Origin of the sequence: Streptomyces sp. NBC_00461 (assembly GCF_036013935.1) — a bacterium.
GTDB lineage: Bacteria > Actinomycetota > Actinomycetes > Streptomycetales > Streptomycetaceae > Streptomyces.
This window is the reverse complement of record NZ_CP107902.1, coordinates 576507-601431: the sequence shown is the minus strand read 5'-3', so window position 1 is coordinate 601431 and position 24925 is coordinate 576507. Positions and strand designations below refer to the sequence as shown.

Here is a 24925-nt window from a genome sequence, read left to right as displayed (position 1 = left end):
AGTTGTAGTTGATCGTGAAACTGAAGAGCCGTCAATTTCCTTTCGCACGGCTCCATTTGGCCACGCTCAGGTCGAATGACGTGCACGGCAGCACCTGCCTCCGACGATCGCCGGCATCAGGAAGGGGCCGCTGGGTACATGGGGCCGCCGGGAAGCGGCCGAGGAAGCGCGCCGACAGGCCGAGGCCGACCGCGCCCGGCCGGGAGTGCCTGTCGTCGCGCCGCCCGCGGGCCGCCTGGCGCTCGACGATGCCGCGTGCGGAGACCACGAAGGTGACGTACAGGTCGAGGGTGATACCCAGCGCCCAGAGCCAGTACCGGACGGGATCGTGCGCCCAGATGGACACGATCCACGGAATCACGCCGAGCGACATCTGCGCGGCGGGCCGGTCGACGAGGATCTGCCGTCGATACTGCCACGCCCGGTTCGCCAGCCCCCGGGTCAGGATGTAGGCGAGAGCGAACACCCTGGCCTGCTGGTCGTCGCCCTCGTGCACCCCCGGCACCGCGGCCGCCATGACGGCCATGCCGAACATCGCGGCCAGCACCGTACGCGCACGGGTGTCCTCGTCGGCCACATAGGCGTACAGGGTGAAGCAGACCCATGCCGTCCAGAACGCCAGGAAGAGCAGCGCGTACAGCCCGACGTCGGCCAGATCGGGTGCGCCGTGCAGCAGATGGGCTATCAGCGCCACGCCCGCGACGGCCACCAGGTCGAAGAACAGCTCCAGCCAACTGGCCTGTGCCGTTCCTCGTCCGCTGGCGGCCACCGAACCGGCACGGCCGAATCGTCGCTCACATCACTCCCCTGCCCCGTCATCCGCCCGGTCGTCCACCCCGTCACCTGTCCGGCAGCAGGACGAAAAACGACAGTTCCACATCATGGAAGCCTCCGGCGCCCGCGCCAGCATCACACACGCCGACATCGTGTTCGTCGGCCCGGCTGCGGCGTCGCGTGCTCCGCCATAGAGTCGGCACGAGCGAGGAGGCCGAACTCACGATGCCTCAGTCACTCCGAGATCGTGGTGCGAGACCGTGGTGCGAGTGCTGACGCTGAGCCGCAGACGATGACCGGGAAGGGTGGGGCGCATGGCCGGAGAGGCCCAGGCACCGACTCCGCAGTTGGTCCTGTCCCCGCTCACCAGAGCCGCGATCTTTCTGGTCGCCACGATCGACCCTGGCGGCGAAGCCGTCACCCGGGACGTGCTGTCCCAGGTGAGCTCCCTGCAACGGTCCGTGGGCTTTCGTGCCGAGCCCGAGGGCAAGCTCAGTTGCGTCATCGGAATCGGCTCGCGGGCGTGGAGCCGGCTGTTCGCCGGCCCCCGCCCGGCGGACCTGCACCCCTTCCATGAGGTGAGCGGGCCCGTACACCGCGCCGTGTCGACACCGGGCGACCTGCTCTTCCACATCCGTGCCGCACGTCTGGACCTGTGCTTCGCGCTCGCCGCGGAGATCATGGTCCGCCTCGGCGAGGCGGTGACCGTCTGCGACGAGGTGCACGGCTTCCAGTACCTCGACAAACGTGACCTGCTCGGGTTCGTCGACGGCACGGAGAACCCCATCGGGCCCGCCGCGAACGCCGCCGTCCTGGTCGGGGACGAGGACCCCCGGTTCGCCGGCGGAAGCTACGTCATCGTCCAGAAGTACCTCCACGACCTCGACGCGTGGAACGCGCTCCCGGTCGAGACGCAGGAGAAGATCATCGGCAGGACGAAGCTGTCGGACATCGAGCTGGACGACAGTGCCAAACCGGCGGACTCGCACGTCGCCCTCACCACCATCACCGACCCCGACGGCACGGAACACGAGATCCTCCGGGACAACATGCCCTTCGGCACAGTCGGCCGGGGCGAGTTCGGTACCTACTTCATCGGTTACGCCCGTACTCCGACGGTGACGGAGACGATGCTTGAGCGCATGTTCCTGGGCGCCCCGGGCGCATCGCACGACCGGATCCTGGACTTCTCGACCCCTCACACCGGATGCCTGTTCCACGTCCCCACAGCGGACTTCCTCGACGACCTGCCCGAACCACCCGGCGCGGAAGCGGCGAAAGAGGAAGCGAGAAAAGAGGAAGCGGACGCCGACCAGTCCCGGTCCTCGGATTCCTCGCTGGGGATCGGCAGCATGAATGCGGAGCACTCCCTATGAACAACCTGCACCGTGACCTGGCGCCCCTATCCAGCGCCGCATGGAACGACCTGGAGGAAGAGGCACGGCGCACCTTCAAACGGCACGTCGCGGCACGCCGAATCGTCGACGTCCCCGAGCCGTACGGCGTCGAACTGGCGGGCGTGGGCACCGGGCACCTCGATACCGTGGACGCTCCTGCCGACGGCGTGATCGCCCACACGCGCCGCTTTCAGCCGCTGGTCGAGCTGCGCGTTCCGTTCACCGTTGACCGCCGGCAGGTCGACGACGTCGCCCGCGGAGCCAAGGACGCCGACTGGCAGCCCGCCAAGGACGCCGCTCGGCAGCTTGCGTTCGCCGAGGACCGGGCGGTCTTCGAGGGATACGCGGCCGCAGGCATCGTCGGCCTGCGCGAGAGCTCCGCCAACTCACAGGTGACGCTGCCCGCCGATGCCCGCGACTACCCGGACGCGATCAGCCAGGCGGTCACCGCCCTGCGCCTGGCAGGCGTAGACGGCGTGTACTCCCTGGCCCTGAGCGCCGAGGCGTACACGGCCGTCAGCGAGACCTCCGACCACGGCTATCCGATCATCAAGCACATCGCCAGACTCCTGGACGGGGACATCGTCTGGGCGCCCGCCATCGACGGCGCCTTCCTCCTGTCCACCCGCGGCGGCGACTTCGAGATGCATGTCGGCCAGGACGTGTCGATCGGCTACCTCTCCCACGACGCGACCAGCGTCACCCTGTACCTGGAGGAGACGCTGACCTTCCTCGTCCACACCAGCGAAGCGGTCGTGGCACTCGCTCCGCCCTCGTCCGGCGCTTGACGGTCGGTTCCCGACTCGCGCTCGCGCAGCGGCGTCCCATCTCCAGCCCGAGCTGTGGTGCCGCCCGCGCGGCGTCAGCGCGGACCGATCGCCGCCTCGGCCGCTGTCTTGATACGGGCGCCAAAGGCGTCGGCGTCCTTGCGGGCGGCGGCCAGCGCCAGAGAGACGACGACCTTGCCCAGGCCGTGCCCCTCCAGAACGTTGAAGATACGCACGCGCGTCCTGCCGTCTCCGAGCGCCGCAAGGTCGTAGCCGCCCTCACGTACCATCACGGTGTTCTTCGACTCCTCGGCCCAGCGGATCTTCGCCGGAGCCTCGAGTTCGGTGATGCGGAACTCCCTGGCGGTCTTCATCCCGGCGTCCTTCACCGAACTCCGGAAAACCGTACCGACCGCGGTCTCGGTGTCCGGGACTCGATCGATCCGCAGCACCCGGGGGCTGAACTGTGGATCGTTGCGCCCGTCGGCGAGGTAGGCGAACACTTCCTCGACAGGCCGATCGACCTCGACCACCGCTTCGAACTGTCCCGACATGGCCACTCCTCATCGGTCGAGCCACGACACGTCCGCGTCCTCCTGGCCAACAACGGACGACTCGCCGGGTCACGTGACAGCTGCGCTGGGAAGCAACGCCAGTGGCACGCCGTACCGCCCGCCCTGACATAGGGGCATGGCGACCCTACGGGACCACCGGTCATCCCGCGAGGCGAACGGCACGAGTGGAAGAACGCAGCGCTTGGCGTGCCACGCTGGCCCGGTCTCACTGAGGTGAGCGGCCGGGTGGATGGGCCCCGGGTATCGGCGGCCGACGGGGGCGGGGGTGATGATGTGGTGCCGGTGCGCCCGATCGCCGGCCTGGCAAGATGGCGGCGTGGAACGTGTGCTTGGAATCGGCGGATATTTCATGCGGGCCTCCGACCCGACGCTTTTGAATGCCTGGTATCGCGATTGCCTGGGTCTGGATGCCGATGAGAACGGCCTGTGGCGTCCCGAAGCCGGGGCGACGGTGTTCGCTACGTTCGAGTCCGAGACCGACTACTTCGGGTCCCGTGCCCAGCAGACCATGCTCAACTTCCGGGTGCGCGATCTGGATGCGATGCTCGCGCAATTGCGGGCCAAGGGAGCAGACGTGGCCGAGGAAACGGAGGACATGGAGGGCGTCGGCCGCTTCGGCTGGGTCACCGACCCCGAGGGCAATCGTATCGAGCTGTGGCAGCCCGCCTGACCTCGCGTCTCCACGCAGCCACGTGGGCGGTGATGTGCCGGTGGGCCATTGGGCCTGCTCCTGCGCGAATCGGCGTGCTGCTGTTGTTCATCACTGACGATGACGCAGCAGCCGCCATCTGACATCGCCGGATGAGACGATGAGGGCTTGTCAGTGCTGCCTTCTAGACTTTCACCCGGTTCCCACGGGACTACGTGGCCTTCATGTCCGCCTCCCATCCTCGCCTGCGGTTCCACCACCGGCGCCGACATCCTGTACCGCCTGACCTCTGATCCGGATCCTGACCATTGGCCGGTGTTGATTTTTGACCGCCAGAACCTGGTCGAGCCTTTCACAGTGTTCCCTTTTGGCATGACCGAGTTCTTGCGCAAACTCGTCGTTGACGAACTCGACTCCTATGACATGAAGTTCGAACCCATGCCGCGCTTCGTGCACTGGCCTGTGGCGGAAAGAGGCGGCTCCGCGGATTCGACAGAGCGCGGGCTACGCACCTGGGCCGGGGGGCGCCAATGGCAAGGCATCAATGACGCGGCGTCAATGACGGGGCATCAATGGCAGCGGCCTACGGATTGTGCGCACGAGTGCCGCATCCGACCGTGATCGTGACTGCCTCGCCGGCCCAGGCCAGCCGGGCGACTTCCGAGCGTGAAGCTGCTGACAACGTGTTCGAATCAGTGTTCCAATAAAGGGGAGGGCGGGATAAGGTCATGTTCAGCAAGGATCTTGCACGGAGGTGCCCCGGATGGAGAACACCACGCCCGCCCGCCGGGGCCGACCTCAAGGCCCCGGCACTGCCGAAGGAGAGCTGACGGGCCGCCAGGCGGCCATCGTCCGCTACATCAAGGAGACGGTCGACCGACAGGGATACCCGCCGTCGATGCGGGAGATCGGCAAGGCCGTAGACCTCAACAGCACCTCCTCGGTCGCCTACCAACTGCTCGCGCTCGAGCGCAAAGGCATCCTCTATCGCGACCCGCACCGGCCTCGCGCCTACCGGGTCAGGCCGTCATGGGCGCCTGACCTCGATGGCAAAGCCGTGGAACAGGTCGATGTGCCGCTCGTCGGCCGGATCGCCGCCGGCGCGCCCCTGCTCGCCGACGAGATGGTCGAGGACGTCTACACCCTGCCCCGTCAGGTCGTGGGCGACGGCGAGGTGTTCGCGCTGACGGTGTCCGGCGACAGCATGGTCGACGCGGCGATCTGCGACGGAGACATCGTCGCCGTCAAACGACAGGACAGCGCCGATCACGGCGACATCGTCGCCGCGCTCCTTGAGGACGAGGCCACTGTCAAAGTACTGCGCCGGCAGGACGGGCAGGTGTGGCTCATGCCCCGCAATCCGGCCTACGAGCCGATCCGCGGCGACGAGGCGCGGATCCTCGGCAAGGTCGTCGGCGTTCTCCGCGTTCTCTGAACAGACGGAAATCCACTGGAGTGGGACCTGCCGCTCATGCCATGGTGTCACTCGCCAAGGGGTGTAGCTCAGAGGCCAGAGCGCCGGTCTCCAAAACCGAATGCCGCAGGTTCGACTCCTGTCACCCCTGCCACCGCTGCGGTGATCACGCCGTCGGCAGTTCCGGTGGCCGACCTGCACAGGTCGGCCACCGACGTCGTCCGGGTCGTTGAACAACGCCGGGCCTTCGAAGTTGAGCGGTGTGCGGTACTGAGAGGCTGACCGGCTGTCACGTTGGGTGAGGTTCGGGGGCGGTGAGGGCGGGTCTGGTAGCAGGACGCCCGTGGTCGTCAGTGATCATTTCTGTTCTCGACGCAGAACGATCGTTCAGGAACCATGGGTTCGCTGTTGGAGGCGCGGGCGAGCTGCTGGTGGTGGCGCCGTTGCAGGTCCGGACCTCCGAGGCCGAGCCAGCGGCCGTAGAACTTAGGCAGCTGCTGGGGGCCGCGTTGACCAGGGCGCTGTAGGTGGGCGAGGCCGGAACACGACTCAGGGGCATGCCGGCGCCGTATCCGGTGGCGGTGTTGGTGGGCAAGTTCCTGGCGTGCGCGCCCGGCTCGCCGGCGGGTCGCGCGGCTTTGGCGGGATCCTTGGCGGTGAGGGTCACTATGTGCCCGCCCACCGGGGCCGTGTGCCCGCCCACCGGGACCCGTGTGGCGATGCCCCGGGCCATGTTCCGGGCACCGAGGATGAGATCTGCACAGGTGCAGCGGTATGTGCGGCCGGGGACGACCGGTGGCACGCGCACCGTCTGGGTTACACGGTCCAGCCTCTGACCCGTGCGTGCATGGCTGCCACCGCACTGCCGGTGAAGCATGTGATCGATGCCCGTGTCGCGTTGGAGGTGCAGCGTTGCCGGCACACACGGATGAGCCGATGGCGACCATCGCCCGCCGTCCGAGTCTTCCGACCCACCGACTTCGGGAAGTTCTTCACCCGTCACATCGACGCCTGCGCCGGCACCTTCCACCACATCCACCAGGGCCAGTAGCGGTGCCGTGAAGGCCAGGTGGTGGGCGCGTTCGATGCTATTCGAAGCGCTTCGACAACGATGTTCGCTGGTGAAAGATGTGTGTCTTCGTGCGCAGCGTCTTGCTGTTCAGAGGCCTCATCATTACTGTCCGCAGACGCAAGCGCTTCGACACTTCATCACCTGCGCCGACAAGCCCGGTGCTTGAAAGCAAGGGGACCGAGCACCTTTCCCGCAGTTCTTGATTGCGCCACCTCGACGACACGAGCCACCCACCATCGCGAGCAGCACCGCATGCGAAAGGAGCGAAGGGGTCAACACGTCAGCTGATCGACCGTCTCGGCCGGCTCGCTTTCGGCGGGGACTCCAACTGCGAGCGGTGGAAGGAACCACTTCGCCCAGGGCCGGCCATCGAGCCGATCAGTCGGCCAACTGAGCAAGCACCTCGGACGGGGCTGAGCCGCGCCGTACAGAGCCCGGACTCGCCGGCGAGCGACACCTCGCGGCGCCAGAGTCCGCCACCAGACCGGGGGGTCCGGAACAACCCATCGCCGTCCTTGGAGGGACACATGAGATGGCAAACCGTTAAATCCATCAGCAGCAAGTCGGCCGGGTTCGGTCGACTGGCCCTGATAGCCGCCGTGATTGCCGGGTTCCTGAGCATCGCGTCTCCGGCGCAGGCCGCGGTCTACTCCACCTGCGACCGGTGGGGTCAGTACACCCAGGGCACCTGGACGATCTACAACGACGTCTGGGGCGAAAACCAAGGCCCGCAGTGCCTGACCGTCGACAGCATCAAGTCCTGGTACGTCGATGCCAACCACTCCGGCGGCGGGATCAAGTCCTACCCGAATATCGGGGTCCGGCCCCAGACGCCGCTGTCGCAGTTGAACTCGGCGGGCTTCTGGTACAACACGTCGTCGGCTCCCGTCAGCGGCAGTGACCACTGGAACTGGACGAGCGACCTCTGGTCGACCAACAACCAGGACGAGATCATGGTCTTCACCAGCTGGGCCGGGAGGACAGGCGGCTGGGGAAGGCAGATCGCGTCCAACGTGACCATCGGCGGCGTCCAATACGCGGAGGTCTGGCAGGCCGATCCCGGCTGGAACGTCCTGCAGCTCATCCCCGCCCAGCAGACCAACACCGGCAGCGTCGACGCCTCGGCGGTCTGGCATTGGGCCGCGTCGCAGAACCTCCTGCGCAACACCAATTTCGACACGATGCAGTTCGGCCTTGAGATCACCTCGACCAACGGCGTGCAGAAGCGGTACTCGCTGAACTCCTACAGCGCCTGGTGGAACAACACCTCCGGCGGCGGATCAAACATCTAGCCGCAATACGCGCGACACGGCGCTGCACTCCGTCCGCGCATAGAGACTAACGCCGGAGCGATTCTCAAAACGCAGACCTTGCCGCCGGGCCTCGAACGACAAATTCCGGCGGCAAGGTTTCGGTTTGCGGAGCCTTCGAATTCAGCCGGGGTGGAGGTGGCCTCGGGCCCGGCGGGCGGTGTCGCAGTGTGTGCGTAGGCGTTGGTTGGCGGGGTTGCGGAAGCCATGGGCGGCTCGCGCGGCGAGCTTGATCATGCGGTTGATGCCTTCGCTCTTGGCGTTGCTGTGGCCGGTGGCGATGAAGGCTTGGATCTCGGGCCACCAGCGGCCGACGGTGCGCGCGAGGGTGCGGACTTCGGGGATGTCGCAATCGGCGCACCAGGTGAGGAACTTCCAGCGCAGGTGGCCGGTTCGGTGCGCGGTCAGCAGCGTCATGCCGACGTCGCCGGTACCGATGAACTGGTTCCACATCGTGCTGAACTGAGTGTCGGTGAGGTCTTCGCCGTTGCGCAACAGGCGGCGCCGGGCCTTCCATTCCGGGCCGCCGGCCCATCCGCGCCAGCTGCGCAGGGTGGCGGTGGTGCGGCGGCGCACCAGGTTCAGCATCTTGGTCGCCGGCCGGACGACGTGGAAGTGGTCGACTGCCACGGTGGCGTGGGGCAGTTCGGTACGCACGGCGGCCCGGTAGCCGGGGGACATGTCGATGGCGACGTAAGCGATCTGCTCACGCCAGGGCTTGGGGGTGGTTGCCGGCCAGGCCGGCACGTCGCTGGGGGCGCGGTCTTCGACCTGGCCCAGCAGGCCCTGCCCTTCGGGAATCCGCAGGATGTGGCATGGCATGACATAGGTCACGTAGGGGTGTGTCCCGATCTTGGAATGCGTGGTGTCCTGCCGCTGCTGCACTGTTTGTGGGCTTCCCCTGTTTGGGGACGCGCGGGCAATGGCGCTCGACCCGGCCGGCCGCGGGAGTTCGACGACCTCGGCCGTTCTCTGCTCTCCTGTCGCTGGACTGCTGTCGTTGAAAGGTTCTCCCGCACCATGCCTTTGGCTCTGCTGGCCCTGGCTGTCGTCGCCTTCGGTATCGGCACGACCGAGTTCGCCACGATGGGGCTGCTGCCCCAGATAGCCGACGGGGTCGGTGTGTCGGTGCCACACGCCGGCAACCTCGTGTCGGCCTATGCGCTCGGTGTGGTTGTCGGTGCCCCTCTGCTGACCGGTATCGGTGCGCGCGTACCGCACAAACGGCTCCTGCTGCTCCTCTCGGGCCTGTTCGTGGTCGGCAACGTCGCGTCCGCGCTCGCCCCTGACTTCGGTCTGCTGTTCGCGGCGCGTTTCCTGGCGGGGCTGCCGCACGGGGCGCTGTTCGGCGTCGGTGCCGTTGTCGCCTCCCGGCTGGTCGCTCCCGAGCGGGCTGCGCGCGCTGTCTCGAAGATGTTCCTCGGGCTGACCGTCGCGAACATCGTCGGCGTCCCGGCCGGCACCGCCCTCGGGCAGCAGTTCGGCTGGCGGTCCGCCTACGGCGCCGTCGCCGTCATAGGCCTCGTCGCCCTCGCCGCGCTGGCCCTGTTCGTCCCCCACCAGCCACGCGGCCGGCAGTCCGGCATCCGGCACGAGATGCGGGCCATGGGCAACAGGCAGGTGGCGATCGGCCTGGCCACGGCTGTTGTGGGGTTCGGCGGGTTCTTCGCCGTCTACAGCTACCTCGTGCCGATGCTGACGCATCTGACGGGCATCTCCGACTCCTCGACCACGCTGGTCCTCGCGCTGTACGGAGTCGGCATGACGCTCGGCACGCTGATCGCGGGCCCCCTCACGGACCGTGCCCTGCGCCCGACCCTGTATGCGGGGCTCACTCTGCTCGCCGTAGGGTTGGTGGCGTTCTATTTCGCCGTCCACAGCACTGTGCCGGCCCTGGTGACGATCACCTTCATCGGCGCGATGGGCTCCTTCATCACCACGCCCGTCCAGATGCTGCTCATGGCCAAGGCGAAGAACGCTCCCACGATGGCCGCGGCCTCCAATCACTCCGCCTTCAATCTGGCCAACGCGGGCGGCGCCTGGCTGGGCGGACTGGCCATCTCCGCGGGCTGGGGCTGGGCCTCGCCCAACCTGGTGGGCGCCGCACTTGCCGTAGCGGGCCTCGGTCTGGCCTTCACCGGCGGCCTCATGGACCGGGGCAGCCGACGCTCCGAGGTGATCACTGCGTCGGCCGTGGAAACCTCGACGGAAGCCCGGCACGCCACTGCGGGCCGGCCGATGGGCGAAGCCACTCACGTCGCACCGCCGACGGCAACGCCGGGGGAGCCGGGGTAGCGCTCGCCACCCGCGACGGGGGTGGCGGCTCGGGTTGTGGGGCCGCAGGTAGCTGCGCGCCAAGTGCCGCCGCCGCAGTACCGCCCGCAGGGTGTCGGGCTGCAGTCGATCGGGGTGGAGGGCCGCGTTGAGGACGAGGCCGTCCAGGACTGCGGCGAGGTGTTCCGTCGCCAGTGGGGCCTGCACGCTCAGGCGGTCCAGCAGACGGTCGGCGACCGTCCGCAGCCCGTCGTGGAGTTCGTCGGCGATCGAGCCCAGAGCGGGATCCGTACGTGCGGGCAACGCGAACTCGAGCCAGACCGCGGTCTCGTCTGCGCGCGCCGAGTCGAGCGGCAGGAACTGGCCCGCGGGTACGACGACGAGGCCTCACATGCCTGGCCCGGCTCTCCCCGAACCGGCGGCAGACGGCGCCCCCGTCGACAGCGCCGTGGACCCTGCCCTCTGACCCCTCGGTCAGTCACTGACTTCGGCTCCTTCCCCGTCGCGGCCCCAACGTGCTTGGTGACAAGGCACTGTCGACGCGCCCGCGGGTGAAGGTCGTCAAGGTCGTCAAGGACCTCAGCCTGTGGCCGCCGCGCCATCGTGCTCGCCGCGGTTGATGAGTTCTGCGAACCGTTGGGCGCTGATGTTGCCCCCGGAGGCGATGATGCCGATCCTGCGCGGGAGATGTTCGAGACGCCGGGCCATGAGGGCGGCCAGGGCGGTGGCGCCGCTGGGTTCGAGGACGATCTTCAGGTGTTCGAAGGCGAAGCGCATGGCGTCGATGATGTCGTCGTCGCTGACGAGGGCGATGGCGTTGACCAGCCGCTGGTTGATGGGAAAGGTGATCTCGCCGGGAGTGGGCAGGGCTTGGCCGTCGGCAATGGTGTGGGGCACGGGGATGGTCACGCGTTCGCCGCCGGCCAGGGAACGTTTGGTGTCGTCGCCTGCTTCCGGTTCGACGCCGATGATCTTGATGCCGGGGTGAAGCGCCGTGGCGGTGATGGCGCTGCCGGCGATGAGGCCGCCGCCGCCGACGGGTACGACGAGAGCGTCGAGTTCGCCGGTTTCCGCGAAGAGTTCCAGGGCCGCGGTGCCCTGTCCGGCGATGACATGAGGGTGGTCGTAGGGCGGGATGAGCGCCAGGCCGCGTTCGACGGCGAGGGCCTCGCCGAGGGCGGTGCGGTCCTGGGTGTACCGGTCGTAGGTGACGATCTCCGCGCCGTAGCCGGCGGTGGCATCCATCTTGTTCCGAGGGGCGTCCTCGGGCATGAGGATGACCGCGGTGGTGCCCAGTTCGCGGGCGGCGAGGGCGGTGGCCTGGGCGTGGTTGCCGGATGAGTAGGCCGCGATGCCCTTGGCCAGCTGTTCGGCGGGCAGTTGGGCGGCGGCGTTGTAGGCGCCGCGGAACTTGAAGGCGCCGATGCGCTGGAAGTTCTCGCACTTGATGAACACCTCGGCGCCGACCAGGGCGTTGAGGGTGCGGGAGGTGAGAACGGGGGTGCGGTGGGCGATCCCGTCGAGACGTGCGGCGGCCTCGCGGACGTCGTCGAACGAAACAGGCTGTGCAGCGGCCATGGTGGATTCCTTGCGGTGGTGAGAAGTCGGACCAGAAGCCTGTGTGTACTCGGGCGAGAGCTACCAGCCCGTGACGCGCGGCCAGAATGCCTCGATCGCGGGCGCGGGGCCGGCGGTGCTTCGGGAGCTGTCGGTGACGTGATAGCCGTGGTGCTGGGCGGCGGTGGCGCAGGCGTGGTTGGGCAGGATGCGCAGCCGTGTGCCCACGGACAGGCCGGGCAGCGTGGCTCCGTCGCGGGCGGTGAGGGTGCCGTGCTCCTGGCTCGCAGCCGTCATGACGAGGCCGGGGACAAGGCGGCCGTCGAGGTCGGTGACGAGGCCGTAACCCTGATCCTGGGCCTGGACGGCGGTGCCGCGGTCACGGGACATGGCCATCCAGCCGCCGTCGGTGACGATCCACCCGTACTCGGGTCGGTGACCGATGACGGTGACGACGACCGACAAGGCGAGGTCGTCCATCAGGCAGACGCCGAGACCGGCCATGACCAGGTCGAAGAAGACGTAGTTGCCGGCGCGCAGTTCGGTGACGCCGGTGAGGTCCTCGGCGGCGTGGGCGGTGGGTGTGGAGCCGACGCTGACAGTGGCGACGGGCAGGCCGGCTGAGCGCAGCTTCTCGGCGGCGGTGACTGCGGCGTCGCGTTCGTTCTCCGCGGCGAGGCACTGCTCCACAGGGGAGTAGGCGAAGTAGGACTCGCCTGCGTGCGTCAGCACGCCGTCCAGGCAGCCGGCGTCGTGCAGGAGACGACCGATCTCAACCAGCGCGGGCGCGTCGGTCTTGAGGCCGCCGCGGTGGCCGTCGCAGTCGATTTCGATCTGGGTGGGAATCCCGATACCGGCCCGGCGGGCTGCGTCGGTGACGAACTCTGCCTGCTCACGGCTGTCGAGCAGGATGCGCAGGCGCACGCCACGGCGCAGGAGAGCGATCACACGGGGGAGCTTGTGCGGGTCGATGCCGACGGCGTACGTGATGTCGGTGTAGCCGCCGTCGGCGAATGCCTCGGCCTCGGCGAGCGTGGAGACGGTGACGGGGCGGGGCGTGCCGCCGTTCAGGAGGGCGGCGACGTCGAGGCTCTTGGCGGTCTTGACGTGCGGGCGCAGGGTGACGCCGAGTTGGTCGGTCCTGGCCGCGAGGCGCTCGATGTTGCGCAGCGCCTTGTACTTGTCGACGACCGCGAAGGGCGTGTCGGGGTCGGCGAGCGACTTTGCGGTGGTGTGCGTGGTGTGCGTGGTGTTCACAGAGCGATGTCCAGTGTCTAGAGCAGGCCAGTCCGAGGTAGGGGAGAGGTAGAGGCCGACGTAGAGGTAAAGGTCGACGTAGAGGTCCTGGAGACCGATCCCGGCTCTCGCCCGTGCGGCGGGCCGGCGCGGACAGACCGCAGCAGAGGCGGGGGCGGCATTTTCGCGCGGCCGGTGCCTGTGCACACGGGCGTCTTGTCGACATTGCACAGCACCTGCTCGGCCTGCACGGCAAACGGCTCACCGGCGAGGTCGCCGCCATCAAGCGCGACTGGCAGCCGATCGGCGCGAGGGGGCAGGCCGCCGGGCACGGCGACATGCGATGCGTGGCCGACCGGCGACATCGCGCCCACACTGTCAATCAGCGACAGCGCCGTGAACGTGGGGCCGGGCCAACCGGCGCGGGACATGAACCCCCCCTTCACTTGGTGTAGTTGTAGACCGTCGCCCGGGACACACCCAGCAGATCGGCGATGGCCTGCGCGGCGTCACGAGAGTCGAAGAAGCCGTCCCGGTGCAGTTGCTGCACCAGTTCCTTCTTGTCCTTGCGGCTCAGCGAGCGGGGAGTGCCGGCGCGTTCCGCGGCCAGGGCCTCGATGGTCTGGCGCAGCTCGCGAGCGTTGCGGTCGCGCAGGCTCTCCAAGGGCCGGTCACGGTCCTCGGTGTCGGTGGCGACCAGATTCGACAGTGCCAGGGTGACCGGGGACAGTACGGACACATCGAGGTTCAGGCACAGCGCCGCGATGTAGTCGCCCGCGGCGTTCTTGATGCCGATGGACGTGCTCTTGGCCGGGCGTCCGTCCGGGAACTGGTTGGGGTAGTTCTGGATCACGCTGGGATACGCCGGGTCGGCGATACGAGCCAGGCCCAACTCGGTGGCGGAGTCCCCTACCTGGCGTCCGGAGAGGTTGTTCTCGATGGTCCTGATCGCGTGCTGCGGATCGCGCAGGTCGTGCAGTACCACCTCGCACAACCCGGGGAACATCCGGCCCAGCGCAACGGCGATCTTCTCGGCCTCCCGGATGAGGTGCTCATCCTCCGCGGCAGGGCCGAGTCCGTCGGTTTCGGCACGCCGGCCTTGTGGCGCGGTAGTGGCGACGTGATCCATGAATCCTCTTTTGCCGGCTGCGGATACGGGGCGTGCGGCGGAGGGGACGAGGACGCAAACCTCGGCAATGAAGCGCGTCTGAGAACGGCCCCTGATCGCTGTCGGCTCTGTGTCCGGCGTGCCGGCGGGTGGGCGACCTGGAACCCGTTGTACCTCCTGAAGGCACGGTACTCCGGCCTGTCATATCTGTCTAGAACTGTAATTGCAGTCTAAAGTGTTGTCGTCCCTGGCCGCCGCGCTGGCCTGCTATCTCGTCTTCTCCACCTGGCTGCCCAATGACCGCGCCCTCTACCGGGAGTACACGGCGGCCGAGGCGTGTGCGGCCCGCACGGTGATACCGAGGTCGGAGGACTGCCTGCGGCAGCTCACCTTCACTGTCGAAGGCACCCGTAATTCCAACAAGAACATGAGGGCGACCCTGCTCGGCCAGGCGCCGTTCGCGAGGGTGGTCGTGCCGTTCGGGGACCCGGGGCCGGTGCTGAGGGGGCTTCAGCGGGGGGACCGTGTCACCGGTACTGTCTGGCGCGGCGTCGTTGTGGTGGTCGCCGGGGGAGAGGTTCGTCAGAATTCCTCCGACGCACCGCGCGACGAACCCCAAATGACCGCCGCTGTCGGCACGTTCGCTGGGCTGCTGGCTGCGTTGACCCTCGCGTTCGGCGCAGTGCGCTTGGTCAGGCCCCGCGATCCCGGCGTCTTCAGCTGGCGCCCGTATGGCAAGTGGCTGCTCATCGTTGCGGGTGCCTCCTGCGCCGTCGTGGGCCTGTGTACCGTATGGACGGGCCTGCCGTGGTTGCTCGTGCCCACGGTCTGCGGGGTGGTCGTCGCAGGTACGGCGTGGTTCCTCTACCGAGACCTCCGTTCCGTGGACCACTGACCCGTGCGTTCCGTGGACCACTGACCTCGTCCAATGCTGCGTGACGAGCCCAACAGCAGCCGGGCGCTGTGCCGTTGTCCCTGCCAATGGGATCAAGTAGTGTCCCCGGTGTGAACACCGGACCGGCGCTACGCCACACACGGATTGGCTACCCGGTGGTGGGCTGATCGCACAGCGGGTGCCTGGAAGGCACCCCCTCCGTTCGGCACGCGGACCTCCCAGTGCTCGTGCACCACGAGTCCTTTTTCGTGTCGAGCAACAGCGAGGTCAGCTACATGGCAGTCACGTTCAACCACACCATCATCGCCTCCAAGGATCGCAACGATTCGGCTCGGTTCTTCCGTGAGTTGCTGGAACTTCCGGAAGCACCGTCCTGGGGCCCGTTCACCAACATCCAGCTGTCCGACGGGGTGTTGCTTCAGTTCGCCGAGCCTCCGGTGGAAATCCAGATGCAGCACTACGCGTTCCTGGTCGACGAGGAACTGTTCGATCGGGCTTACGGACGACTGCGTGATCGCGGCATCGAGCACTGGGCCGATCCGCAGATGCGGCGCCCCGGCGAGATCAACAATGAGCACGGTGGTCGAGGGGTGTACTTCAAGGACCCCGCCGGTCACGCCATTGAGCTGATCACCCAGCCGTATTTGTAATCGGAGGAGCGCTTGGTCGGGCACAGCAACCGTGTGCCCGACCAGTGCAACCGACTGCTGCTCGCCAGGACACCGCGATGACCGTCAGGGAAGGTCGAGGCAGCGGGTAGTGGCAACGCGAATGCGGCGAAACGCATGCGACGACGGCGCGTCAGTGGTGGTGGCCGTTCCGACCGAGGGCCTCCACGGGGGTCGCGCCGGGGCGGGTCCACTGCGGCACGGGGCGGCTGGTCGGGCCCCAGGTGGCGTTCCCTTCCGCATCCGAGCGCCAGGACCAGCATGCGCTGCGTCCCTCGGGCCAGCCCTCGGGGTTGTCCTCCCACGCCTCGCCGCGGCCGTAAGGGGTCAGGTCGAGCAGGCCGAGGGACCCGTTGACCCGCTCGTTGCCACGGCCGGTTGTGGAGTACGTGAGGAACACGCCGTCGCCGTCGCGCAGGAAGCAGGTGATGGACCCCATGCTGTGGCCGACCGGCGCGTCCAGGTCGCGTACCGAGTACCAGGGCTGGGTGTAGCCCATGAACTCGACGTAGGAGGCCACCTCGTCCGGGCGGCCCGAGGTGAGGACGGCGAACGAGACGTCGCGCGCGTTGAGGTAGACGGCGTCCTTCAGGTGCCAGGCCGTGGTGGTGCAGCCTTCGCACTGCCCCTGGTGCGGCGCGCCGTCGTACCACATGTGCTTGTAGACCACGAGTTCGTCGCGGTCCTGGAACAGATCGAGGAACGGGACCGGGCCGTCGGGTCCGACGACCTCGACCGTCCCGTCGAACTCCACCATCGGCAGTTTGCGGCGGGCGGCGGCGATGGCATCGCCCTCGCGGGTGTGGGCCTTCTCGCGGACCAGCAGCTCGTCCCGGGCGGTCTGCCAGGTGGCCAGGTCGACCACGGGCGGGCGGCCGGGCAGCGTGGGGGTCGGGTCATCCGGCGTGGTGGTCATGGTGTCCTCCGTGTTGTCGCGTGTCGCGTGTCTGGTGCTGGGCAGCGGCGTACGCCGTTCTACGACGGTCACCAGATCAGACTCGTGACTCGGCCGGAACTCATCGCGGCCGGTGCGCCCTCGGCAAATTCGACAGCATCCGCCCTCACCACCGACGGCCGGATCGCCCTCGCCACGGACTGGGATCAACCCACCGGCGCGTGCTCGGGTGAGGACGATGGCGCGCCGGTCCATCGGCGCAGGGCGGCTTCGAGGGCTGCGCCGGCGGCGAAGCCGATGGTGTCGGCGGTCTCGGTGATGTCGGTGGCCCATGCGACGACTCCGTCCAGGCATACCAACACTCCGGGCGTACCAACACTCCGGTCGGCGTCGCGTGGTCGTCGGTCACGCTGCTGACTCGGCCGGTCCATGCCGTGGCGAGGCGCGCGAACGCGCCGTCCGGTGTGTGATCGAGCAGCAGGAAACCGCCGCCGTGACCGTGGTCGACCAGACGGGAACCGTCCCTCAGCCACAGGTCGGGACGAGCCGGCCGACCAGCGGATGGTCGCCGGGCAGGTCGATCCGCTGCGTGACAACGGAGATCTTCTTGACCGCGTAGGTCGTACCGTCCCGGGTGCTCAGCAGCTCGGCGACGATCTCCCGGAGCGCAGCCGACTTGGCGTCTGCGCGCAGCACCCCGATCTGGGCCCGTGTCCAGTCCAGTACCCAAGCGCCGAGGGGCCGGCGCTCGGCGTCATAACTGTCGAGCAGCCCTTCGGGTGCCCTCCCGGTGACCACGGCGTCGAGCTTCCAGCCGAGGTTCATCGGGTCGCCGACCCCGAGGTTGAGCCCCTGGCCGCCGAACGGTGGAGGAAGGGCCTCCCGCCAGCCCGTCCCGTAGCCTTTCCATGCTCACCTCTGTGAGACGAACACCCTCGTGGTGCGCCCGGCTGGGACGCGATACCCGCGAGGCGACCCTCATGAAGCCGGAGCCCGAGGATGGTGCCGGTGCTCGGCACACCGCCAGGCATGACAAGCTGTGCTTCCCACCGCCCGATCCCAGGAGGTCACCATGACCGAAGAGGCTGCATCCCCAGAAGGTTCGGAGCAGGCTGACCCCGAGACGTCCGCTCTCGCGCCCGACAGCGATGGCCAGTACGACCTGAAGCGCAAGTTCCGCGAGGCCTTGGCGCGTAAGAAGGGCGTGCAGACGGATGGTGCCGATCTTTCTGCCAACCCCGGTGCCTCGAAGGTGCGTGGGGCGCACGGCCCCGCCGCGAGCCAGCGGTCGTTCAAGCGCAAGAGTGGCGGCTGAGCCGGCCCACTTCGAGAGCTGACCGCGCGGCACCACCTCCTGGCGGCACTGAAATCGCACGCCCTGTGGCCGAGGCCCCAGGGCGTGCGCGCGATGCGATACCCCTGAGAACGCCCGCGAGCGAGCCTCCACGTGTGGAGTCGGGCCGTTCGAGCACGGGCGCAGGGTTGTTGTTCTGCCGATCCATCTCCGCCATCGCGGCAACGAGGGCAAACGGCAGCCGGCCGTGCTCGCTCAGGTCGTCCGCCGCCCGGAGCTATCCGGCAACCACCTCCAGCGCCAGGCTGTGGCGGCGAGACAGTCGGTGTGCGCGTACATTTCGGCGGCGTTCGCGGCAGAGCCGCTTCAACTCGTTCACCGTGAGCGACACTCTCGCCCGTGATGTCGACCGGGCGACGTTTCACGGTCAGGTAGCTCGACCGCTGCGCGGAACTGCGGGCAGTCGTCGTGTTCGCGCAACGGGTTCTACGACGCCCGAGTGACCAGCCGTCCGAGTCGAGCTCTGTCGGGCTCTTCCCATTCCGTCGTACGGCGTCAAGGAACGCGGCGCCGTGTATGCCGCGCCCAGGACTGCCGACGTGCGCGGCCGTGTGGTCGGCGGGCCAAGGCCGTAGTGCTCCGTCGCGGAGGTCGCTGTGAACCAGCTGCCCTGACCACGCCCCTGATTGTCGTGCGCACATCTCGCCATGCCCTTGGGGTGGCCTCCACCCAAGTTGGTGTCGGCGCCGATGTGCGGTGTCGGTCATCTGTCGGGGGCTGTCGGATCGATGTCGGTGGCTTGCAGGCGGGGCCTGGTGTCCTTTCCACAGATCCTGCGGGTGCTCGGCTTGCAGGCGTGCGACAGGTAGGGAATCACCATGACCACTGACGTCATGATCATCGGCGCCGGACTCGGCGGCCTCACGCTCGCCCGCGTGCTGCATACCCACGGAATCCCGGTCACGGTCTACGAAGCCGAGGCCTCGCCAACAGCTCGCGCGCAGGGCGGGATGCTCGACATCCACGACCACAGCGGCCAAGTCGCTCTGCGGGCGGCAGGTTTGATCGACGAGTTCCGCAGCCTCATCCTGGATGGCCGCCAGGCGACACGCGTCGTCGCATGGGACGGGACCGTACTGCATGACGAACCCGACGACGGCACCGGTGGACGCCCCGAGGTGCAGCGCGGCCAGTTGCGACAGCTCCTGCTCGACTCGCTCCCGGACGGCACCGTCAGGTGGGGCCGCAAGGTCAGCAGCACCTGTGCCCTCGGCGAGGGCCGCTGCGAGGTGACCTTCGCCGACGGCAGCACCGTCGTCACGAGCTTGTTGGTCGGCGCGGACGGCGCGTGGTCACGGGTGAGGCCGCTGCTCTCCACCGCCACACCCGAATACGCCGGCCGGTCGTTCGTCGAGACCTACCTGTTCGACTGTGACACCCGGCACCCTGCCGCCGCGAAAGCGGTCGGCGATGGGGCGATGTTCGCACTCGCGCCGGGCAAAGGAATCCAGGCTCACCGAGAGAGCGGCGGCACCCTTCACACTTACGTGGCGCTGTCCAGGCCTCAGGACTGGTTCGCCGCCATCGATTTCACCGACGCCGCCGCGGCCACCGAACGAATCGCGCAGGAGTTTGACGGCTGGGCGCCGGAACTCACCGCGCTGATCACCGAGAGTGACACCGCGCCGGTCCTGCGCCTCCTCAACACTCTGCCGACGGGGCACCGGTGGGATCGGGTGCCAGGGGTGACCCTGGTCGGCGACGCCGCCCACCTCGCGGCCCCGAACGGCGAAGGGGCCAACCTGGCGATGCTCGACGGTGCCGAACTCGGCCAGGCCCTCGCCGCGCACCCCGATGATGTCGAGGCCGCGCTCACCGAGTACGAGCAGGCCATGTTCCCCCGCAGCACCGACTCCGCCACCGGCGGCGACGAGCTCTATGAGCACATGTTCGGCGACGACTCACCCCACAGCATGATCAATATGTTCAACGGGCACGAGCACACCTCGTGACCTTCTCCAGCCCCAACTGACGCTCTCCTTCTCGCCCTCGCTCGATCCGCACCTCCTGGGTGCGTTCGCTCCGCCTCTGCGCCGGCTGCACCAGCGGATCGTCCGCGAGGGTGAGTCGGGCTCGGTTCAAGGGGTACGCGCGGAAGGAATCCACAACAGAGACGAATCCACAGCAAAGACCCAGAGACCCAGCGACTCGACGACAGGCAGGAGTACCTGATGAGCGCGCAGTCCGAAAACGTCGCCTCCCCACCGGACCCGGAGCCCCGTCCCACCCCGCATCCCAAGCCCGCCCCGCCCGGCCCGGCGCCTACCCCCGCGCGTCCTCCGGCCCCCGCACCCGAACCCCCGGCTCCGGAACCGGCGCCTCCGGGCCCCGCCCCGACACCGGAACCGGCCCGCGACTGACCGCATTGGGTTCCGGCCTCGACCAGCTGGGCCCACGCCGCCGGGGCGATGGGGGTGGTGCGTGCCTGCGCCGCCCCCCCGGGGGGGCGCCAGGGGACGACGCCCCGTCGTCGCGGCCTGCTCCCACCGATCCAAGCGCCGCCAGCAGGTCTGTCAGTTCGGACCGGACGCCATCCGACGCGGCGGTCAACTCGGCGTTCCGATGGTCGAGTTCGGGCGCTCTCAGTCTGTCACTGTGTCGCCGTGACGATGAGCCACCCTCCACTCGCCGTCCTCGCGGCGGTACACCTGGGTTGCCCGCAAGGTGTAAGTGCGCGGTTCTCCGTCGACGGAGGCAGAGGTGTGCTCAAGGCCGGCTGTATAGGCCATGTCTCCCGACACGTCGTACGCCTGCAGTTCGAACACGTACGACGTGCAGTTCGAGAAGCTCTTCTCAAGGGCGGCAAACAGCTCGTCGATCTCTCGCCGGCCGTAGACGTTGCGCCACGCCCCCAGGATGCTCACGGGCTCGTTGCGCGACCAGAGCGCCCTTCGGGGGGTCGCATCGCCGTTGTGCAGCGCGAGTTCCGCCTCGTACAGGGCCGTCTTGACCCACGTCAGGAAATCGTCGTGGTCGGTCATGCCTTCATGATGCGCCTGTTGGTTGGGGCCGCACACTCGTCGGCGTCCTCAGCGTCAGGGCTGCGCGCCGCGTCGAGGGCACCTGTCGCGCTGAGTGTTCAACCTTCGCTTGCTTCGGTGGCGTCGGCCGAGGTTGCTTCGGATTTGGTGTGGAGGACTTCGCGGGCCTGTTCGGCGGCGCGGGTGATGCTTTCGCTGATGAAGTCGAGGAACCGGGCGATGTTCTCAAGGCGGGTGGCCGCGGGGGTGCGGGGGCCGAGGACGGCAACGCCCTGACGTGCGGTTTCGACGAGTTGGTCGTTGGCTCGGGCGCTGGCGATCGTCGCCTGGTAGAAGAGCTCGTCGTCGACGACGTAGCGGTCGCGGCGGCGTTCGTCGCGTTCTCTGCGCACCAGGCTCTGGCTCTCCAGGAAAGCGATCGCCTTGGAGATGGACGCCGGGCTGACCTGGAGGCGCTGGGCGAGCTGGGACGCGGTGAGGCTGCCCGCGTCGGTGGTGAACAGGCAGGTCAGCAGGCGGGCTGCCATTTTGGGCAGGCCCGAAGCCATGAGGACGGTGGTGAGTGTCTCCTCGTACTGCGCTACGGCCTCGGCGTCGCGTCCGTGTGGCTGGGGGAGTGACTGCGCCTCTCGGGAGGAGGCGGGCCTGCGCCGGTGGGCGCGGTGTTCGGTGGCGCGGTGGGCCAGGTCGGCGCGGTAGGCGGTGGGGCCGCCGTTGCGCATCACCTCACGCGTGATCGTCGAGGTCGGACGCTCCAGGCGTCGGGCGATCTCGGCGTAGGGGAGGCTGTCGGCCAGCCCCAGCGCGATCTGCTGGCGTTCCTGCTGGGTGAGCCTGCCTCCCGGCATCGCGATCTCCCTCGGTGATTCTTCGCGGCGGTCCCTGTTCCGCCCATTATAGCGTTCACTTCTCGACCATTGCAATGATCGGTTCGACGGGCGTTGCATTACTGGCGTGGCCGTTGCAACGATAAGGCGCATGTGACCTGCATAGATAGTAATTGTGTGCAACGAAGTTGTTGCCGGGCGATGGAAAGCAACGTAGCGTTTCTGGTGTCGGAAAACGCGAGCGACTAACAGGAGAGCATGATGCAGAAGTTCGACACCCCCGCGCCCATCTCCGCCGTCCTGGACATCCCCGCCGGACGTATCCGGTTCATTGCCGCCGACCGCGCAGACACCACCGTCGAGGTCCTGCCCGCCAACCCCTCCAAGACCCGCGACGTCCAGGCCGCGGAGCAGACCACCGTCGCCTACGCCGACGGCGTCCTGCGGATTCACACTCCCGAGCTCAAGAACCAGCTCTTCGGCCCCTCCGGATCCCTGGAGGTCTCCGTCCAACTGCCCGCGGGCTCCCGTATCGAGGCCAGGACTGCCAGTTGCGAGCTCCGCGGCGTCGGCCGCCTGGGCGACGTCGCCTTCGACGGCGCGTACCGCCGGATCAAGATCGACGAGGCCGCGAGCCTCCGCCTCACCGCGGTCGACGGCGACGTCGAGGTCGGTCGCCTGGGCGGCCCCGCGAACATCAGCACCGCGCGGGGCGACATCCGGATCACCGAGGCCGTGCGCGGCGCGGTCGTGCTGACCACCCAGTCCGGCGACATCACGGTCGGCGCCGCCGCGAGCGTCTCGGCCGCCCTGGCCGCCGACACCGACTACGGCCGCATCAGCAACGCCCTCAAGAACGATGGCTCCGTCGAACTCGACATCCGCGCCACGACCTCCCGCGGCGACATCACCGCCCGCAGCCTCTGAACGAGCGGAACAGGACAGGACCGCCAGGACCGCCCGGCCGGGTCCCCGCGATCGAGATCCTGTCGGTCGTCGCCGAGGACGCGGCCGTCCGTCCCCAGCGGTCTGCGATCCAGGCGCAGGGCCGCCTTGCCTTGAGAAGTCGTACCCAACCTCACGCGATCAGGTGGAACACATGCCCAAGAACAGCACTGCCTCAACAGCTTCGACATGGACCGGCATGGTGCCGGTTGACGATACGGCCCTGGCCGTCACCGACACGGGCGGCCCCGGTGTGCCCGTGCTCTACCTCAATGGGCAGTTCGCCACTCAGGGTTACTGGCGGCGAGTCATCGCCGAACTGGGAACGGAATGGCGGCACATCAGCTACGACGAGCGGGCGCGCGGCAAATCGAAACGTTCGGCGGACTATTCCTTCGAAGCCGCCGTCCGGGATGTCGACGCTGTTCTCGCGGCCAGGGGCGTGGACCGGGCGCTGGTGGTGGGCTGGTCCTACGGGGCGTGCGTCGCGGCGCATTGGGCCGGCCGGAACCCGAAACGTGCCGTGGGCGCGGTCCTGGTCGACGGCGCGTTCCCGTACGACTGGCTCGACGCCGCGATGGAGGAGCGGATCCGGAAGCTGTTTCGGCGACTCGGCTGGTTTCTGCCGTTGCTGCGCCCGACGGGCCTGGCTCCGCGGATGACCGCCGAACAGCAGGCGGACAGCAACATCGAGCTCGGCAGGCTGTCGCGCGAGCGGGAGCTGGGCCCTGTCCTGGACGACATCACCGTCCCGGTGCGGTACGTGGTCGCTTCGGGGACGTCCTTCGGAAGCCGCGGTGACGAGCAGGAACAGATACGCACCGGCCTCGATGCGGTGATCGCCCGTAACCCGAACATCCGGATCGGCGCGAAGGTCGCCAGCAACCACGGTGCGATCCTGAAAAGGGAGTTCCCGGCCATCGCCGAGGCCGTACGCGAAGTGGCCGCCCTCGACCGCGAGGCGCGCTGACGGCACGGCCGGTGCGACGACTGCAGCGACACGTCCTCGCCGCTCTCGTCTCGTCATCGTCGTCCGGTTCGGCCGTGTTCGGGTCGCGCACCGCCCTTCGGCGGGCCACTGTCCGATGTCGGCCAGGCGGTCGTAGTCCGATGTCGGGCAGTCAGCGGCGTCAGCGGCCAGGCCCAGGATCCGCATGCACGGCGGAGGCGATACCGGCGCGCGCCGCTTCCAGTTGGGCGGCGAAGGCGATGCCGAGGAAGAGGGCGACACCGGTGACGTTGGCCCACAGCAGCAGGGCGACGAAGGCGGTCAAGGGTCCGTAGACGGCCCCGAACGCGGTGCTCTTGCCGACGTACAGCGCCAGCAGCCAGGTGGCTGAGACCCACAGGAGGAGGTGGACCGCGCTGCCGAAGGCGAGCCAGGTGTAGCCCGGCTGCCTGCGGCGCGGCGACCACCGGAAGATCACGGCGGAGGCGATCCACGCGAGCGTCAGCCCCACCGGGATCTCGAGCACGCCCCACCAGCGGTCTGCGCCACCGGGGGAGCCCAGCGTCGAAGCGACGGCGTCACCGACCGCCTCGCCGGCCACGAGCACCACGAACCCGAGCACCATCGGCAGGCCGGCCGCCATCGAAAGCAGCACGGCACGGCCGTACTTGTGGGTGAAGGGGCGGTCGCGCTCGATGCCGTAGATGCGGTTGGCGCCCCGCTCGATCTGGCCCATCGCCGAGGCGAGGTTGACCACGGCGAAGGCGAGACCGAGCCACAGTGCGAGGGCGCTCCGGACATCGCCGTGGGCGCTGCGCCGGGACCTTGCGAACGCCTCCGCGAGCACCCCGTCACCGGCACCGGGCACGACGTCGCTGAAGACCCGTTCGACGATCCGGCCCACCGCGTCGGTGTGCACGGACGTGGCCACGCCGACCAGCGCCAGGGTCAGCGGTACCAGGCCCACCACGATCTGGAATCCCAGAGCCCGTGCGTGGGAGAAGCCGTCGGCATAGCGAAACCGGGCGAAGGAGTCGATGAGCAGCCGTACCCCGCCGTACCGCCGCAGCGCGGCCAGAGCCTCGTCGCCCGAGAGCTCTTCCCCGATCATGTCCCTGGTCTGCGGGACGTGCACGGCGGTTCCCATCACGGACAGGCTCCCTCCCTCGGGGCCGGGGCCACCTCCCCGGCGTGTGCCTGTTTCGACTGCCCCCGAACGGATGCTTCAACGGTCGTCACACACGTTGCGTGCAGGCAGGCGGACAGGCGGCCAGGCGC

General features: G+C 68.4%; 26 protein-coding genes, 1 tRNA gene and 2 pseudogenes. 15 read left to right on the top strand and 14 right to left on the bottom strand.

Annotation, left to right across the window (positions count from 1 at the left end):
- Nucleotides 1-31: 31 nt before the first annotated feature.
- A complete protein-coding gene (locus tag OG870_RS02895) occupies nt 32-769 on the bottom strand; it encodes a low temperature requirement protein A (protein ID WP_327690584.1) in 738 nt (245 codons plus the stop codon).
- Nucleotides 770-1088: 319 nt separating this feature from the next.
- Between OG870_RS02895 and OG870_RS02890 the strand changes: the two genes are divergently transcribed.
- Nucleotides 1089-2150 (top strand): Dyp-type peroxidase, encoded by a 1062-nt coding sequence (locus tag OG870_RS02890; protein ID WP_327690583.1) that lies wholly within the window; start codon nt 1089-1091, stop codon nt 2148-2150.
- Nucleotides 2147-2959 (top strand): family 1 encapsulin nanocompartment shell protein, encoded by an 813-nt coding sequence (locus tag OG870_RS02885; RefSeq protein ID WP_266593782.1) that lies wholly within the window; start codon nt 2147-2149, stop codon nt 2957-2959. The genes OG870_RS02890 and OG870_RS02885 overlap by 4 nt, the downstream gene beginning before the upstream one ends.
- Nucleotides 2960-3033: 74 nt before the next feature.
- Here OG870_RS02885 and OG870_RS02880 read toward each other — a convergent pair whose 3' ends face one another.
- A complete protein-coding gene (locus OG870_RS02880) occupies nt 3034-3492 on the bottom strand; it encodes an SRPBCC family protein (RefSeq protein WP_266593784.1) in 459 nt (152 codons plus the stop codon).
- A 337-nt stretch (nt 3493-3829) separates the two neighbouring features.
- Here OG870_RS02880 and OG870_RS02875 point away from each other — a divergent pair, with 337 nt between their 5' ends.
- From OG870_RS02875 to OG870_RS02850, 6 genes are all read left to right on the top strand, one after another.
- Nucleotides 3830-4183 (top strand): VOC family protein, encoded by a 354-nt coding sequence (locus tag OG870_RS02875; protein ID WP_266593786.1) that lies wholly within the window; start codon nt 3830-3832, stop codon nt 4181-4183.
- Nucleotides 4184-4477: 294 nt separating this feature from the next.
- On the top strand, nt 4478-4783 hold the full coding sequence (locus tag OG870_RS02870; RefSeq protein ID WP_266593788.1) for a hypothetical protein: 306 nt from the start codon (nt 4478-4480) through the stop codon (nt 4781-4783).
- Nucleotides 4784-4925: 142 nt separating this feature from the next.
- Nucleotides 4926-5597: a transcriptional repressor LexA gene (lexA, locus tag OG870_RS02865; RefSeq protein WP_327690582.1), complete on the top strand. Its 672-nt coding sequence runs from the start codon at nt 4926-4928 to the stop codon at nt 5595-5597.
- Between the two features lie 57 nt (nt 5598-5654).
- Nucleotides 5655-5730 (top strand) — tRNA-Trp (locus tag OG870_RS02860).
- Between the two features lie 693 nt (nt 5731-6423).
- On the top strand, nt 6424-6627 hold the full coding sequence (locus OG870_RS02855; RefSeq protein WP_405626414.1) for a hypothetical protein: 204 nt from the start codon (nt 6424-6426) through the stop codon (nt 6625-6627).
- A gap of 548 nt (nt 6628-7175) precedes the next feature.
- The gene (locus OG870_RS02850; protein ID WP_266593790.1) at nt 7176-7940 is read left to right on the top strand and encodes a hypothetical protein; all 765 of its coding nucleotides are present in this window, start codon (nt 7176-7178) and stop codon (nt 7938-7940) included.
- Nucleotides 7941-8081: 141 nt separating this feature from the next.
- On the opposite strand, the gene OG870_RS02845 is transcribed toward OG870_RS02850, so the two are convergent.
- Entirely contained in the window at nt 8082-8792 is a 711-nt protein-coding gene (locus tag OG870_RS02845; protein ID WP_266845385.1) for a transposase, read from the bottom strand.
- A gap of 186 nt (nt 8793-8978) precedes the next feature.
- Between OG870_RS02845 and OG870_RS02840 the strand changes: the two genes are divergently transcribed.
- Nucleotides 8979-10253 (top strand): MFS transporter, encoded by a 1275-nt coding sequence (locus OG870_RS02840; protein WP_266593792.1) that lies wholly within the window; start codon nt 8979-8981, stop codon nt 10251-10253.
- Between the two features lie 129 nt (nt 10254-10382).
- Here the strand turns inward: OG870_RS02840 and OG870_RS48025 are convergent.
- The 4 genes and pseudogenes from OG870_RS48025 to OG870_RS02825 form a co-directional block, all read right to left on the bottom strand.
- A pseudogene (locus OG870_RS48025) lies at nt 10383-10535 on the bottom strand (hypothetical protein); the annotation flags it as partial.
- Between the two features lie 276 nt (nt 10536-10811).
- On the bottom strand, nt 10812-11810 hold the full coding sequence (locus OG870_RS02835; RefSeq protein ID WP_266593793.1) for a threo-3-hydroxy-L-aspartate ammonia-lyase: 999 nt from the start codon (nt 11808-11810) through the stop codon (nt 10812-10814).
- A gap of 60 nt (nt 11811-11870) precedes the next feature.
- Nucleotides 11871-13046: a DSD1 family PLP-dependent enzyme gene (locus OG870_RS02830; protein WP_266593794.1), complete on the bottom strand. Its 1176-nt coding sequence runs from the start codon at nt 13044-13046 to the stop codon at nt 11871-11873.
- Between the two features lie 421 nt (nt 13047-13467).
- A complete protein-coding gene (locus OG870_RS02825) occupies nt 13468-14154 on the bottom strand; it encodes a helix-turn-helix transcriptional regulator (protein ID WP_266524603.1) in 687 nt (228 codons plus the stop codon).
- Nucleotides 14155-14371: 217 nt separating this feature from the next.
- On the opposite strand from OG870_RS02825, the gene OG870_RS02820 reads away from it, so the two are divergent.
- Together OG870_RS02820 and OG870_RS02815 are read left to right on the top strand one after the other, a co-directional pair.
- The gene (locus OG870_RS02820; protein WP_266593795.1) at nt 14372-15028 is read left to right on the top strand and encodes a hypothetical protein; all 657 of its coding nucleotides are present in this window, start codon (nt 14372-14374) and stop codon (nt 15026-15028) included.
- 275 nt (nt 15029-15303) lie between these two features.
- Entirely contained in the window at nt 15304-15678 is a 375-nt protein-coding gene (locus OG870_RS02815; RefSeq protein WP_266593796.1) for a VOC family protein, read from the top strand.
- A 151-nt stretch (nt 15679-15829) separates the two neighbouring features.
- On the opposite strand, the gene OG870_RS02810 is transcribed toward OG870_RS02815, so the two are convergent.
- The 4 genes and pseudogenes from OG870_RS02810 to OG870_RS48010 all read right to left on the bottom strand — a co-directional run bounded on the left by OG870_RS02810 (nt 15830) and on the right by OG870_RS48010 (nt 17416).
- Nucleotides 15830-16612 carry a DUF899 family protein gene (locus OG870_RS02810; protein ID WP_266593797.1) on the bottom strand — a complete coding sequence of 261 codons (783 nt, stop codon included), beginning with the start codon at nt 16610-16612 and terminating at the stop codon, nt 15830-15832.
- 185 nt (nt 16613-16797) lie between these two features.
- Complete coding sequence (locus tag OG870_RS48020) at nt 16798-16950, bottom strand: hypothetical protein (RefSeq protein WP_443063478.1); 153 nt, start codon at nt 16948-16950, stop codon at nt 16798-16800.
- Between the two features lie 32 nt (nt 16951-16982).
- A pseudogene (locus OG870_RS48015) lies at nt 16983-17102 on the bottom strand (hypothetical protein); the annotation flags it as partial.
- 14 nt (nt 17103-17116) lie between these two features.
- On the bottom strand, nt 17117-17416 hold the full coding sequence (locus OG870_RS48010; RefSeq protein WP_405626420.1) for an FAD-dependent monooxygenase: 300 nt from the start codon (nt 17414-17416) through the stop codon (nt 17117-17119).
- A 247-nt stretch (nt 17417-17663) separates the two neighbouring features.
- On the opposite strand from OG870_RS48010, the gene OG870_RS02800 reads away from it, so the two are divergent.
- Nucleotides 17664-17906 carry a DUF5302 domain-containing protein gene (locus tag OG870_RS02800; RefSeq protein ID WP_266593799.1) on the top strand — a complete coding sequence of 81 codons (243 nt, stop codon included), beginning with the start codon at nt 17664-17666 and terminating at the stop codon, nt 17904-17906.
- 857 nt (nt 17907-18763) lie between these two features.
- Nucleotides 18764-19897, top strand: coding sequence for an FAD-dependent oxidoreductase (locus OG870_RS02795; protein WP_327690581.1), 1134 nt, complete (start codon nt 18764-18766; stop codon nt 19895-19897).
- A gap of 630 nt (nt 19898-20527) precedes the next feature.
- Here OG870_RS02795 and OG870_RS02790 read toward each other — a convergent pair.
- Together OG870_RS02790 and OG870_RS02785 are read right to left on the bottom strand one after the other, a co-directional pair.
- Nucleotides 20528-20926 (bottom strand): nuclear transport factor 2 family protein, encoded by a 399-nt coding sequence (locus OG870_RS02790; RefSeq protein ID WP_266845376.1) that lies wholly within the window; start codon nt 20924-20926, stop codon nt 20528-20530.
- 98 nt (nt 20927-21024) lie between these two features.
- Nucleotides 21025-21774 carry a helix-turn-helix domain-containing protein gene (locus OG870_RS02785; RefSeq protein WP_266524615.1) on the bottom strand — a complete coding sequence of 250 codons (750 nt, stop codon included), beginning with the start codon at nt 21772-21774 and terminating at the stop codon, nt 21025-21027.
- Nucleotides 21775-22014: 240 nt separating this feature from the next.
- On the opposite strand from OG870_RS02785, the gene OG870_RS02780 reads away from it, so the two are divergent.
- Both OG870_RS02780 and OG870_RS02775 read left to right on the top strand, forming a co-directional pair.
- Entirely contained in the window at nt 22015-22680 is a 666-nt protein-coding gene (locus OG870_RS02780; RefSeq protein ID WP_266593837.1) for a DUF4097 family beta strand repeat-containing protein, read from the top strand.
- Nucleotides 22681-22852: 172 nt separating this feature from the next.
- Nucleotides 22853-23668, top strand: coding sequence for an alpha/beta fold hydrolase (locus OG870_RS02775; RefSeq protein ID WP_266593802.1), 816 nt, complete (start codon nt 22853-22855; stop codon nt 23666-23668).
- 160 nt (nt 23669-23828) lie between these two features.
- On the opposite strand, the gene OG870_RS02770 is transcribed toward OG870_RS02775, so the two are convergent.
- The gene (locus OG870_RS02770) at nt 23829-24794 is read right to left on the bottom strand and encodes a YihY/virulence factor BrkB family protein (RefSeq protein ID WP_327692281.1); all 966 of its coding nucleotides are present in this window, start codon (nt 24792-24794) and stop codon (nt 23829-23831) included.
- Nucleotides 24795-24925: the final 131 nt, after the last annotated feature.

Excerpts from the sequence above, each read along its gene's own strand:
- OG870_RS02890 (WP_327690583.1), top strand. The coding sequence starts at position 1,089 with ATGGCCGGAGAGGCCCAGGCACCGACTCCGCAGTTGGTCCTGTCCCCG.
- OG870_RS02885 (WP_266593782.1), top strand. The coding sequence starts at position 2,147 with ATGAACAACCTGCACCGTGACCTGGCGCCCCTATCCAGCGCCGCATGG.
- OG870_RS02880 (WP_266593784.1), bottom strand. The coding sequence starts at position 3,492 with ATGTCGGGACAGTTCGAAGCGGTGGTCGAGGTCGATCGGCCTGTCGAG.
- lexA (WP_327690582.1), top strand. The coding sequence starts at position 4,926 with ATGGAGAACACCACGCCCGCCCGCCGGGGCCGACCTCAAGGCCCCGGC.
- OG870_RS02855 (WP_405626414.1), top strand. The coding sequence starts at position 6,424 with ATGGCTGCCACCGCACTGCCGGTGAAGCATGTGATCGATGCCCGTGTC.
- OG870_RS02850 (WP_266593790.1), top strand. The coding sequence starts at position 7,176 with ATGAGATGGCAAACCGTTAAATCCATCAGCAGCAAGTCGGCCGGGTTC.
- OG870_RS02840 (WP_266593792.1), top strand. The coding sequence starts at position 8,979 with ATGCCTTTGGCTCTGCTGGCCCTGGCTGTCGTCGCCTTCGGTATCGGC.
- OG870_RS02835 (WP_266593793.1), bottom strand. The coding sequence starts at position 11,810 with ATGGCCGCTGCACAGCCTGTTTCGTTCGACGACGTCCGCGAGGCCGCC.
- OG870_RS02825 (WP_266524603.1), bottom strand. The coding sequence starts at position 14,154 with ATGGATCACGTCGCCACTACCGCGCCACAAGGCCGGCGTGCCGAAACC.
- OG870_RS02815 (WP_266593796.1), top strand. The coding sequence starts at position 15,304 with ATGGCAGTCACGTTCAACCACACCATCATCGCCTCCAAGGATCGCAAC.
- OG870_RS02810 (WP_266593797.1), bottom strand. The coding sequence starts at position 16,612 with ATGACCACCACGCCGGATGACCCGACCCCCACGCTGCCCGGCCGCCCG.
- OG870_RS48010 (WP_405626420.1), bottom strand. The coding sequence starts at position 17,416 with ATGAACCTCGGCTGGAAGCTCGACGCCGTGGTCACCGGGAGGGCACCC.
- OG870_RS02800 (WP_266593799.1), top strand. The coding sequence starts at position 17,664 with ATGACCGAAGAGGCTGCATCCCCAGAAGGTTCGGAGCAGGCTGACCCC.
- OG870_RS02795 (WP_327690581.1), top strand. The coding sequence starts at position 18,764 with ATGACCACTGACGTCATGATCATCGGCGCCGGACTCGGCGGCCTCACG.
- OG870_RS02790 (WP_266845376.1), bottom strand. The coding sequence starts at position 20,926 with ATGACCGACCACGACGATTTCCTGACGTGGGTCAAGACGGCCCTGTAC.
- OG870_RS02785 (WP_266524615.1), bottom strand. The coding sequence starts at position 21,774 with ATGCCGGGAGGCAGGCTCACCCAGCAGGAACGCCAGCAGATCGCGCTG.
- OG870_RS02780 (WP_266593837.1), top strand. The coding sequence starts at position 22,015 with ATGCAGAAGTTCGACACCCCCGCGCCCATCTCCGCCGTCCTGGACATC.
- OG870_RS02775 (WP_266593802.1), top strand. The coding sequence starts at position 22,853 with ATGCCCAAGAACAGCACTGCCTCAACAGCTTCGACATGGACCGGCATG.
- OG870_RS02770 (WP_327692281.1), bottom strand. The coding sequence starts at position 24,794 with ATGGGAACCGCCGTGCACGTCCCGCAGACCAGGGACATGATCGGGGAA.